Genomic DNA, 11,563 nt, shown 5'->3' with positions numbered 1-11,563 from the left:
CGTGGCCACTGACAACAGTTCATCACTGCACGACACACCTACCCCGCCCACCAGCTTGTGGCGGACCCTGGAAGGGCGTGTGCGCACCATCATGCCGGGCCTGTTGATCTGCATCATCATCGCGCTGGCGACCACCTTCATCGCCGATCATTACGGCGGCCCGACGCTGCTCTATGCGCTGCTGTTCGGCATGTCGTTGCACTTTCTCTCCGAGGAGGGCCCATGCAAGGCGGGCATCGAGTTCGCCTCCAAGACGGTGCTGCGCCTCGGCGTGGCCCTGCTGGGGGTGCGCATCACCCTGGAGCAGGTCGCGAGTCTCGGCCTCGGCCCGGTGATCACGGTGGTGATCGGGGTGGTGGCAACCATCCTGTTCGGCGCGCTGCTGGCCCGCGTGATGGGGCTGGACCGCGACATGGGGCTCTTGACCGGTGGCTCGGTAGCGATCTGTGGCGCCTCGGCGGCACTGGCACTGTCGGCGGTGATGCCGCGCAACGCCACCAGTGAGCGCCACACCATCATGACCGTGGTCGGGGTGACCACACTCTCGACCGTGGCGATGATCACCTATCCGCTGATCGTCAGACTGCTGGGGCTGGATGATGCCGAGGCCGGCATCTTCCTCGGCGGCACCATCCACGATGTGGCGCAGGTGGTGGGGGCGGGCTACATCATTTCCGAGCACACCGGGGACGTCTCGACCTTCGTCAAGTTGCTGCGGGTGGCGATGCTGGTGCCGGCGGTGATGGTCTTCATGCTGCTGTTCCGCAGTGCGCGCCAGGCCAATGGCGATGAGGGCGGCAAGGTGCCGATGTTCCCCACCTTCCTGATCGCCTTCGTGGCACTGGTGCTGATCAACAGCCTCGGCTGGGTGCCGAGCGTCGCCGTGGAAGGCTTCACCGACCTGTCGCGCTGGTGTCTGGTGGCGGCGATTGCCGCGCTGGGCGTCAAGACGTCGTTCCAGAAGCTGGCGGTGGTCGGTTGGAAGCCGGTGATCCTGATGGTGGTGGAAACGCTTTTCCTGCTGGTGCTGGTGACACTGTGCATCAAGTTCGGGCTGGCCAGCATCTGACCGACTCTTGGGTGTGTTCAACTGGGTGTGTTCAACTGGGTGTGTTCAACCTGAAGGGCCCCGCCGTGACTGGCGGGGCCCTTCAGGTTGAGGGTAGGCGGTCGTTCAGGTTAGGCGGGCGTTCAATTCGCTCAGTTCGTTCAGATCAGGCGGGCTCATGCAGCCAGCCAATCAGGGCGATAAGGTGGCTCAATTGCTTCCTGGCCCATGAGTCGTATGATCTGCGCTTATCGGTTCGCGTCTGACGGTTGACCGCCACATGGCGTACCGCATCCCCCTTTCTCTGGAGTCCGATCATGTCTGAATCCCTCGTGCTGGCCTGTCCGCAATGTCTCGCTCTCAATCGTGTGGCCACCGCGCGTCTGGATGACAACCCCAGCTGCGGCAAGTGCAGCGCCGCCGTGCTGCCCAAGGAGCCGCTGGAACTGACCAGCGACAACTTCGAGGCTCTGGTGGTGCGCAGTGAAATGCCGGTGGTCATCGACTTTTGGGCCAGCTGGTGTGGTCCGTGCAAGATGATGGGGCCGATCTTCAATGAAGTCGCGGCGCAGATGGGCACCCGTGTGCGTTTCGCCAAGATCGACACCGAAGCCCAGCAGGCGCTGGCCGGTCGTTTCGGCATCCGCAGCATTCCGACGCTGCTGGTGATGAAGCAGGGCAAGGAGCTGGCGCGCGAATCCGGCGTGATGCAGGCCGGTCAGCTCAAGCAGTGGCTGGCCCCGCACGCAGTGTGACCCTCGGCCTGCGCGAGACAAATCCGCAGTTGAGCGTTCAGGGAAAACCGGACGCAGATCAAGCACTGACAACGCCTGACGTGCAATCGCGTCAGGCGTTGTTGTCTCAGTCGGCCTTATCGTATCAGTCGGCCTTATCGTCTCAGTCGGCCTTGTTCTGTCAGTCGGCGTAAACCATCTTGCGCGTCATGCCGCCATCGACGACATGATTCTGGCCGGTGATGAAGCCGGCCTTGTCCGAGATCAGGAAGGCCACCAGTGCAGCGATGTCATCGACATGGCCGACGCGCCCGACGGGATGCTGGGCGTGGTCTTGGTCACTCAGTGATTCGGCCTCGCCGCTTTTCTGCAGGCGGCTTACATCGATCCAGCCCGGGCTGATGGCATTGACGCGAATCTCCGGCCCCAGGCTCATCGCCATGGCGTGGGTGAGGGCGACGATGCCGCCCTTGCTGGCGGCGTAGGCTTCGCTGTGCGGCTCGGACTGCAGGGCGCGGCTGGAGGCCAGATTGACGATGCTGCCGCCAGTCTCGCGCAGATGACGCGCCGCATGCTTGGCGGTCAGGAAGCTGCTGGTCAGGCTGGTATCCAGCACCTGATGCCAGCGCTCGAGTGACAACTCCTCAAGCTTGCCCTGGAAGGGATCAGCGATCGCGGCATTGTTGATCACCGCATCCAGCCGCCCGAAGGCCTCGCAGGTAGCCGCGATGCTGGCGGCCACGGATTTCTCGTCACGCACATCGAGTGTGAACACACGCAGGCGCTCGCCGATGTTCTCTGCGGGCTGCTCCCCCGACGGCGTTGCAGGCTCCTCTGCGAGCCCGCTCGCCTGTCGCTTCTTCATCTCCCGATATTGCTGGCCTGCCTCGGCATCGATATCCGCCACGGCCACGCGCCAGCCGTGGGCGAGCAGATAGTCGCTGATGCCGCGGCCGATGCCTTGAGCACCGCCGGTGATATAGGCCACCTTGGCTGTCTTCATGTGATTCTCCTGATGAGGTGCCGGCAGGGCGTTGTGTGCAGGGCGATGTGACGAAGCGCGTCATTCACGTCTCGTCGATGGCGCGGTGTGCCCCTGCGGGCAATGATATAGGTGCGGCGGGCGCGCGTGACAAGGGCGGTGCTGCAGACACCGCGGACGGCGACCATGCCTAAGCATGACAGGCCTCAGAGTCGTGATGGGGCTGGCGGGTGGTGCGGCGCCTCACGGCCTGCGTTGAGGACTGATCCTGATGGCTGATTCTATTGGTCAGGGAGTTATCGCCTCGCGTGGCAGCTGTCAGACTGTGCATGAGTCCATGTCAGGCGTCAGGTGCGTCTGGGTGGCCACGAGATATCGCCATTCGACGCGAGGGGCGAGGAACTCGACTGCCGGGCCGTTGCCCGACTCCCCTCAAGCCGCAAGCGAGTGAATGAGCGAGCGGGTAGCCCCCGATGAAGTATCAGTCGCGCGAGGAATGAAGATGAACAAGGGGATGCAACACTGGCTGGCGATGGTAGCCGTGGCGGTGATGCTGATGGCCGGGGCGGGATGCGATGGCGTCAATGGCCCGCGCCCTACCAGCGTGGCGACGCTGCTGGAACACTCCGAGGCCTGGCAGGGCGAGCAGGTGGCCGTGCAGGGCAGGGTGCGCAGCGAAGACGTGCCCAACCGCTACTGGCTGGAAGGCGAAGGCCAGCAGCGCCTGGAACTGCTGCCACCGGAGCGCATCGGAGCCTATATCGGGCGCGAGGTCCAAGTGAGTGGCCGCTTTGAATTCGAGGTCGGCGGTCAGCGCCGCATACGCCTGTCCAAGGTCACGCCGCTCGACAAGACGTCGCCTGAGGGGTGAGTGAGCACTTGCTGAGGTGGGTTAGAGCGGGCTGAAGCGGGCTGAACAAGGTGCCTCGGCAAGCCGGAAATGACGGGCTGGAAACGATAGTCCGAAAACGGCAGTCCGCAAACGACGATGCCCCGTCGCGCACAGAGCGCAGGCGGGGCATCGTCGTGTCAGGCAGCAGGCCAATCAGGCTTTTTTGACGAAGATTGACTTCAGCTTCATCGGGCCGACGCCATCGATCTTGCAGTCGATGTCGTGATCGCCATCCACCAGGCGGATGTTCTTGACCTTGGTGCCGACCTTGACGACGGAGGAGGTGCCCTTGATCTTCAGGTCCTTGATGACGGTGACGGTGTCGCCATCGACCAGCTCGTTGCCGTTGGCATCGCGGAATACCGGGCCGGCTTCCTCGACGGCGGCTTCCTTGGACCACTCATGGGCACATTCAGGGCAGACGTACTGCATGCCGTCGTCGTAGGTGAATTCGGAATTGCAGGCCGGGCAGTTCGGGAGGGAGCTCATCACGGTGTCCTGAAAGCTGTCTCGTGCTTCACCTGCTCAGAAGGCAGGCGAAGATTCAGGCAGAGACATGGTGTTGGAAGGCGCGCATCGGGCTCAAGCGGTGCGCGAACGGCAGCAAGCCTACACCGATTCCATGACAGCGACCATCCAGTGCGGCCCTTGGTCGCAATCAGCGCGCGCCATTGCGCCCTCGCTTGGCAGTGCCTCGATCCAATCGCCCTCAGCCTTGGTCATCAGTCACTGGCCATCAGCGCCTGGCCGACGCGTGAACCATTCGGCCGCCCAAGCTCACGGCTGATCCAGTCACCGGTGCGGGCCAGCGCTGCCAGATCCACCCCCGTCTCGATGCCCATGCCCTCAAGCAGATAGAGCACGTCTTCACTGGCGACATTGCCCGAGGCGCCCTTGGCGTAGGGGCAGCCGCCCAGGCCCGCCACCGAACTGTCGATCACCGCGATGCCTTCTTCCAGCACGGCGTAGAGGTTGGCGAGCGCCTGGCCGTAGGTGTCGTGGAAGTGGGCGGCGAGCTGCGTGATCGGCACCTCGCGACTGACCTGCTCCAGCATGTGCTTGGCCTTGAGCGGCGTGCCGACGCCGATGGTGTCGCCAAGCGAGACCTCGTAGCAGCCCATGGCCTTGAGCTCGCGAGCGACGGCGGCCACCTCGGCGGGGGCTATTTCGCCTTCATAGGGGCAGCCGAGCACGCAGGACACATAGCCGCGCACACGCACACCGGCCTTGAGGGCGTGTTCCATCACCGGCGCAAAGCGCGCAAGCGACTCGGCGATCGAGCAGTTGATGTTGCGCTGCGAGAAGGACTCGCTGGCCGAGCCGAACACGGCCACCTCGCGCACACCACACTCAAGCGCCGCCTCAAGGCCCTTCATGTTGGGTGTGAGAGCGGAGTAAGTGGTCGCTGACCTGGTGGTTGTTGACTTGGTGGTTGTTGACTCGATGGTTGTTGACTTGGCGGAACTGTCGCGCAGCGCCAGCATGATCTCGCGGTGATCAGCCATCTGCGGCACCCACCTGGGCGAGACGAAGCTGGCGGCCTCGACATGCGCAAGACCGCTGTCGCTCAGGCGCCGGATCAACTCAAGCTTGGTGGCAGTCGCGACGGGCACCGACTCGTTCTGCAGTCCGTCGCGTGCCCCCACCTCGACGATGCGTACCTTGCGGGGAAAGTGCATGCTGACTACTCCTTGTCCGACTCGACCTGCGCGGCCGTGAATTCGAGCAGCACATCGCCCTGGATCACGCTGTCACCGGCCGAGAAGTGGAACTGGGCGACCTCGCCATCGGCGGGGGCGTTGAGGGTGTGCTCCATCTTCATCGCCTCCATCACCATCAGGGGCGTGCCCCGCGGGACATGGCTGCCCGGCGCGACCAGCTGCGCGACCACGGTGCCATTCATCGGCGCATTCAGGGTTGCCTGGGTCTCGTGGCGCGCGTGGTCCACGGCATCGGCACGCCGCCACAGCAGGCGTGATTCCCCCTGTGGAGTGCTGCCGGACTGGCTGTGCTGCGCTGACGACAGCACCAGCACTTCACCGCCGCGCGCCGGCGCGTGGCTTGCCTGGAAGCGACGACGATGGCCATCCAGCGTCACGGCGATGGCGTTGCCTTCAAGGCGAGTGAGCCGACCGAGATGGTGTGTGGTCTGTCTATCTTCGCCGCAGTGAGTGGTCACTTCAATTTGCCAGTCGCCGTGCGAATCACTCCCGGATGAGGTACCCGCCGTGTGCGTATTCGCCATGGAGGCATGCGCTACGGGGCGGCGCGCGATGATATGCGCCACCTTGTCGCTGCGCTCATCGGTATCGGCGTCAGCGGGCAGACACAGCGCCAGGCGCACCTGGTTTGGCAGGCCATTGCGCCAGCCATCGCGGCGCTCCCACGGGCTGGCACAGGGCTGGCGTGAATGTGATGTGCGACTCGCTGGTGATGCGTGATTGGCTTGCTCATTCAGGCGCGAGAGCGCCAGCAAGGCACTGGCCGCGAGGCTGCCATGATCCAGCGTCGCGCTGGGGAACAGGCTGTCGTGATGGCGCTCGATGAAGCGGGTATCCAGCTCGGCGGCGCGGAAGTCAGGATGGCCCGCCAGGCGGGACAGGAAGGCGCGGTTGGTGGTGACGCCACGCACTTCCAGCGCTGCCAGCGCGCGCAGCAGTATCTCGAGCGCCTGTTCGCGAGTCGGCCCGTAGCTGATCAGCTTGGCCAGCATCGGGTCGTAATGCATCGAGACTTCATCGCCCTCGGCGACGCCGCTGTCCAGACGTACCTGCCGGGCGGTCAGTCCGCCCCCTGCCAGATCCAGCCGGAAGCGTTCCAGCACACCGGTGGCGGGCAGGAAGTCGTTGTCCGGGTCTTCGGCGTAGAGCCGCGCCTCGAAGCTGTGGCCGGTCAACGTCAGCTCATCCTGCTGGCGCGGCAGGCGTTCACCCCGCGCGATGCGAAGTTGCCATTCGACGAGGTCTTCGCCGGTGATCATCTCGGTGACCGGGTGCTCGACCTGCAGGCGGGTGTTCATCTCCATGAAGTAGAAGGCGCCGTGGCTTTCGCTGCCCGGCTGCGGCGCGTCGAGCAGAAACTCGATGGTGCCGGCACCGACATAGCCGATCTCGCGCGCTGCCCGCACGGCGGCCTCGCCCATCTCACGGCGCAGCGACGGCGTCAGTCCCGGCGCGGGGGCTTCTTCCAGCACCTTCTGATGACGGCGCTGGACACTGCAATCGCGTTCGAACAGATAGACACCGCTGCCGTAGCTGTCGCAGAACACCTGGACTTCGACGTGGCGCGGCCGGGTCAGGTATTTCTCGATCAGCATGCGCTCATCGCCGAAGGCGGCGCGGGACTCACGCCGACAGCTGGCCAGCGCCGCCGCGAATTCCTGCGCGCTCTCGACCACGCGCATGCCCTTGCCGCCGCCGCCGGCACACGCCTTGATCAGTACCGGATAGCCCATGCGGTCCGCTTCGGCCTGCAGCAGCGCATCCTGCTGGTCATCGCCGTGGTAGCCGGGCACCAGCGGCACGTTGGCCGCCTGCATGCGCATCTTGGCGGCGGACTTGTCACCCATGTCGGCGATCGCGCTCTGGGGCGGGCCGACGAAGATGATCCCGGCCTCGGCCAGCGCGCTGACGAAGGCGGCGTTCTCGGACAGGAAGCCATAGCCGGGATGCACGGCATCGGCACCGCTTTTGCGCGCGGCAGCGATCACCTTGTCGATATCCAGATAGCTTTCGCGGGCGCTGGCGGGGCCAAGGCGCACTGCCTCGTCGGCCTCGCGCACATGCAGGGCATCGGCGTCGGCATCGGAGTAGACCGCCACTGTCTGGATGCCCATGGCGCGAGCGGTGCGCATCACGCGTACGGCGATCTCACCTCGGTTGGCGACCAGCAGCTTGCGGATCTCGCCGCAACCGGCGGGGAAGGTCTGGTCTGTCTCGCGGTTGGCGTTCATGGCAAGCGTCCTGTGGCGAAGGTGGCTAGGGAAATCAGGAAGAGAAAAGCTCTTATGAAAAAATCCGGCAGGCATGGCCGAGGTGAATGTCTGAGATTGATGACCAAGAGTGATGACCAGTGCCGAGAGCGTCGACATGCCGTCAGCGGCTTCAGGCCTCTGGTGATCACGAGGATTTCGGTGTCTCGGTTGTTTGGTTCTCGGTCGGCACCCAGGGCGCCGGCGTGCCGGCGAAGAAGGCTGCCAGTCCGGCCTGGCCCTGCTCGCTGACGCGCAGCTGGCTGATCACCTCGCAGCAGCGTTCACGGGTCGCGGCACTGTCAGGTGCCTGAGCCACCTCGCTGAGCAGCGCCTTGGTGGCGCGACTGGCGGCAGGCGAGGTGGCCAGCAAGGTCTGCACCATCTCCGTGACGCGCGCCTCCAGCAGCTCATCGGGGCAGGTCTCGTGGACCAGGCCGATGCGCTGCGCGGTGGCACTGTCGATCACCTCGGCGCTGAGGGCATAACGGCGCATCTGGCGTGAGCCGATGGCGCGCTGCACGTACGGGCTGATGGCCGCCGGCGCCAGGCCGATGCGCACTTCGGAAAGACAGAAGCGCGCACGCTCGGCGGCAATCACGATGTCGCAGCAGGCCGCCAGACCGACGGCCCCGCCGAAGGTGGCGCCCTGGACACGACACACGCTGGGGCATGGCAGCCCATCGAGCAGCTGCATCAGTCGCGCAAGCTCGCGTGAGTCGGCGAGGTTATCCTCCAGCGAATACTCGACCATGCGCTGCATCCACTTGAGGTCGGCGCCGGCCGAGAAGCTCTTGCCCTCGGAGGCCAGTACCACCACACGCACCTCGTCGCGGCTCGCCCTGGCGTGCAGGCTCTCCAGGTGCTGGTTCAGCTCTGCGATCAGCAGATCATCGAAGGCGTTGTGCACCTCGGGGCGCAGCAGAGTGAGGCGGGCGACGCCGTGTTGATCTATCTCGAGGCGACTTGATTGGCGAGGCTCTGTCATCGCACTTTCTTCCATTCTGTTAGCTTCAAGATGACTGATGGCATTCAGTGCGGGCTACAAGGATTGCCACGGTGTTTGCCTGGTTACATGCGAAGCACACCGAAGCGACTGTCCTCGATCTCGGCATTCATGGCCGCGGCCAGTGACAGCCCCAGGATGTCGCGGGTCTGCAGCGGGTCGATCACGCCGTCATCCCACAGGCGCGCACTGGCGTAGGTCGGATGGCCCTGACGCTCATATTGCTCGCGTACCGGCGCCTTGAAGGCCTCCTCTTCCTCGGCGGGCCACTCGCGCCCCTCGCGGGCATGCTGGTCGCGCTTGACCTGTGCCAGCACGTTGGCAGCCTGCTCGCCGCCCATCACCGAGATACGTGAGTTGGGCCACATGAACAGCAGATTGGGATCATAGGCGCGCCCGCACATGCCGTAGTTGCCCGCGCCGAAACTGCCGCCGATCAGTACCGTGAACTTGGGCACCCTGGCGCAGGCCACCGCCGCCACCAGCTTGGCGCCGTGCTTGGCGATGCCTTCGTGCTCGTAGCGCGAGCCGACCATGAAGCCGGTGATGTTCTGCAGAAAGATCAGCGGAATCCGGCGCTGGGTGCACAGCTCGATGAAGTGCGCGCCCTTGAGGGCGCTTTCCGAGAACAGCACGCCATTGTTGGCGAGAATGCCGACCGGATGGCCATGCAGATGCGCGAAGCCGGTGACCAGCGTCTCGCCGTACTCGCGCTTGAACTCGTCGAAGTCCGAGTCATCCACCAGGCGGCCGATCACCTCGCGCACGTCGTAGGGTTTCTTGAGGTCGGTGCCGACGATGCCGTAGAGCTCCTGCGGGTCCAGGCGTGGCGGACGCGATTCACGCAGCGCGAGCTGGCCCTTGCGTCGCCAGTTGAGACGCGACACGGCGCGGCGAGCCAGTTGCAGGGCATGGGCGTCGTTGTCGGCCAGATGATCGGCCACGCCACTGATCTTGCAGTGCACCTCGGCGCCGCCCAGCGCCTCGGCGCTGATGTCCTCACCGGTGGCGGCCTTCACCAGCGGTGGCCCTGCCAGGAAGATGGTGCCTTGCTCGCGCACGATGATGGATTCGTCCGCCATCGCCGGCACGTAGGCGCCGCCTGCGGTGCATGACCCCATCACCACGGCGATCTGCGGGATACCCTCGGCGGACAGCGTGGCCTGGTTGTAGAAGATGCGGCCGAAGTGGTCGCGGTCCGGGAAGACCTCGTCCTGGTGGGGCAGATGCGCGCCGCCGGAATCGACCAGGTAGAGGCAGGGCAGGCGATGCTTGCGGGCGATTTCCTGGGCGCGCAGATGCTTCTTGGCCGTCATCGGGAAGTAGGTGCCGCCCTTGACGGTGGCGTCGTTGGCGACGATGACGCACTCCACACCGCTGACGCGGCCGATGCCGGTGACCAGGCCCGCGCCGGGGACGGGACTGTCGTAGACGTCGTGGGCCGCCAGCGCAGAAAGTTCGAGGAAGGGCGAGCCTTCATCGATCAGGTGGTCGATGCGTTCGCGCACGAACAGCTTGCCGCGCGACTCGTGACGCTCGCGCGCCTTGTCACCGCCACCGGCCGCGACGGTCTCCAGCAGCTGGTGCAGGCGATCGACCTCGGCCTGCATCGCCGCTTCATTGGCGCGGAACTGGTCACTGCGCGGATTGATCAGGGAGGTCAGTATGGCCATCGGGCAAGCTCCAGCGGCGAAGGGGTACGAAAAGAGTAGGGGATGACGAGAGGTATCAGGCGCTCTCGTTGAACAGTTCACGCCCGATCAGCATGCGGCGAATCTCGCTGGTGCCGGCGCCGATCTCGTAGAGCTTGGCATCACGCAACAGACGCCCGGTGGCGTACTCGTTGATGTAGCCGTTGCCGCCGAGCAGCTGGATGGCATCCAGTGCCATCTGGGTGGCCTTCTCGGCGCAGTAGAGAATGACGCCCGCGGCGTCCTTGCGTGAGGTCTGGCCGCGATCACAGGCATTGGCGACCGCATAAAGATAGGCGCGACAGGCATTGAGTGTGGTGTACATGTCGGCGACCTTGCCCTGCACCAGCTGGAATTCACCGATGGCCTGGCCGAACTGACGACGCTCGTGCAGGTAGGGCACCACGATATCCATGCACGCCTGCATGATGCCGATGGGGCCGGCGGCCAGTACGGTGCGCTCGTAGTCCAGGCCGCTCATCAGGACCTTGACGCCACGATTGACCTCACCCAGCACGTTCTCCACCGGCACCTGGCAATCCTGGAAGACCAGCTCGCAGGTGTTGGAGCCGCGCATGCCGAGCTTGTCGAGCTTCTGGGCGGTGGAGAAACCGGGGAAGTCACGCTCGATGATGAAGGCGGTGATGCCCTTCGAGCCGGCGTCCGGGTCGGTCTTCGCATAGACCACCAGGGTGTGGGCATCGGGGCCGTTGGTGATCCACATCTTGTTGCCGTTGAGCACGTAGTGATCGCCGCGCAGTTCGGCCTTGAGCTGCATCGAGACCACGTCAGAGCCGGCGCCGGGTTCGGACATCGCCAGCGCGCCGACATGCTCGCCGCTCATCAGCTTCGGCAGGTAGCGTGTCTTCTGCTCGGCGGTGCCGTTGAGCTTGATCTGATTCACGCACAGGTTGGAATGCGCGCCGTAGGAGAGTGCCACCGAGGCGCTGGCACGCGAGATCTCCTCCATCGCGATGCAGTGCGCCAGATAGCCCATGCCGCTGCCGCCGTCCTCGTCGGGCACGGTGATGCCGAGCAGGCCCATGTCGCCGAATTTCTGCCACAGGTCATCGGGGAAGGCATTGCTGGCATCGATCTCGGCGGCGCGCGGGGCGATCTCGTCGCGGGCAAAGGCGTTGACCTGCTCACGCAGCAGGGTGTGTGTCTCGTCGAGTCCGAAATCCAGCGGTGAATAGAGGCTGTGCATGATCTGGCATCCTGTAGATCGGTGAAGCGCGAT

General features: G+C 64.9%; 10 protein-coding genes. 3 read left to right on the top strand and 7 right to left on the bottom strand.

Annotated elements, in window-relative coordinates; translation table 11 throughout:
- Position 1 precedes the first annotated feature (1 nt).
- Together NH396_RS01660 and trxC are read left to right on the top strand one after the other, a co-directional pair.
- Positions 2-1,069 (top strand): YeiH family protein, encoded by a 1,068-nt coding sequence (locus NH396_RS01660; RefSeq protein WP_253061133.1) that lies wholly within the window; start codon positions 2-4, stop codon positions 1,067-1,069.
- Positions 1,070-1,365: 296 nt separating this feature from the next.
- The gene (trxC, locus tag NH396_RS01655; RefSeq protein ID WP_043331344.1) at positions 1,366-1,803 is read left to right on the top strand and encodes a thioredoxin TrxC; all 438 of its coding nucleotides are present in this window, start codon (positions 1,366-1,368) and stop codon (positions 1,801-1,803) included.
- 160 nt (positions 1,804-1,963) lie between these two features.
- On the opposite strand, the gene NH396_RS01650 is transcribed toward trxC, so the two are convergent.
- Positions 1,964-2,785 (bottom strand): SDR family oxidoreductase, encoded by an 822-nt coding sequence (locus NH396_RS01650; RefSeq protein WP_253061131.1) that lies wholly within the window; start codon positions 2,783-2,785, stop codon positions 1,964-1,966.
- 481 nt (positions 2,786-3,266) lie between these two features.
- On the opposite strand from NH396_RS01650, the gene NH396_RS01645 reads away from it, so the two are divergent.
- Positions 3,267-3,635 (top strand): hypothetical protein, encoded by a 369-nt coding sequence (locus NH396_RS01645; protein ID WP_253061129.1) that lies wholly within the window; start codon positions 3,267-3,269, stop codon positions 3,633-3,635.
- Between the two features lie 174 nt (positions 3,636-3,809).
- On the opposite strand, the gene NH396_RS01640 is transcribed toward NH396_RS01645, so the two are convergent.
- The 6 genes from NH396_RS01640 to NH396_RS01615 all read right to left on the bottom strand — a co-directional run bounded on the left by NH396_RS01640 (position 3,810) and on the right by NH396_RS01615 (position 11,530).
- Entirely contained in the window at positions 3,810-4,145 is a 336-nt protein-coding gene (locus NH396_RS01640; RefSeq protein ID WP_253061127.1) for a zinc ribbon domain-containing protein YjdM, read from the bottom strand.
- A gap of 233 nt (positions 4,146-4,378) precedes the next feature.
- Positions 4,379-5,335, bottom strand: a complete 957-nt coding sequence (locus NH396_RS01635; protein WP_253061125.1) for a hydroxymethylglutaryl-CoA lyase — start codon at positions 5,333-5,335, stop codon at positions 4,379-4,381.
- A 5-nt stretch (positions 5,336-5,340) separates the two neighbouring features.
- Complete coding sequence (locus NH396_RS01630) at positions 5,341-7,608, bottom strand: acetyl/propionyl/methylcrotonyl-CoA carboxylase subunit alpha (protein ID WP_253061123.1); 2,268 nt, start codon at positions 7,606-7,608, stop codon at positions 5,341-5,343.
- A gap of 166 nt (positions 7,609-7,774) precedes the next feature.
- The gene (locus NH396_RS01625; protein WP_253061121.1) at positions 7,775-8,614 is read right to left on the bottom strand and encodes an enoyl-CoA hydratase-related protein; all 840 of its coding nucleotides are present in this window, start codon (positions 8,612-8,614) and stop codon (positions 7,775-7,777) included.
- A gap of 83 nt (positions 8,615-8,697) precedes the next feature.
- The gene (locus tag NH396_RS01620; RefSeq protein WP_253061118.1) at positions 8,698-10,305 is read right to left on the bottom strand and encodes a carboxyl transferase domain-containing protein; all 1,608 of its coding nucleotides are present in this window, start codon (positions 10,303-10,305) and stop codon (positions 8,698-8,700) included.
- A gap of 55 nt (positions 10,306-10,360) precedes the next feature.
- A complete protein-coding gene (locus tag NH396_RS01615) occupies positions 10,361-11,530 on the bottom strand; it encodes an isovaleryl-CoA dehydrogenase (RefSeq protein ID WP_176677577.1) in 1,170 nt (389 codons plus the stop codon).
- Positions 11,531-11,563 lie beyond the last annotated feature (33 nt).

It is taken from the genome of Cobetia sp. Dlab-2-AX, from assembly GCF_024124625.1.
Lineage (GTDB): Bacteria > Pseudomonadota > Gammaproteobacteria > Pseudomonadales > Halomonadaceae > Cobetia.
This window is presented reverse-complemented; position numbering and strand designations above follow the sequence as displayed.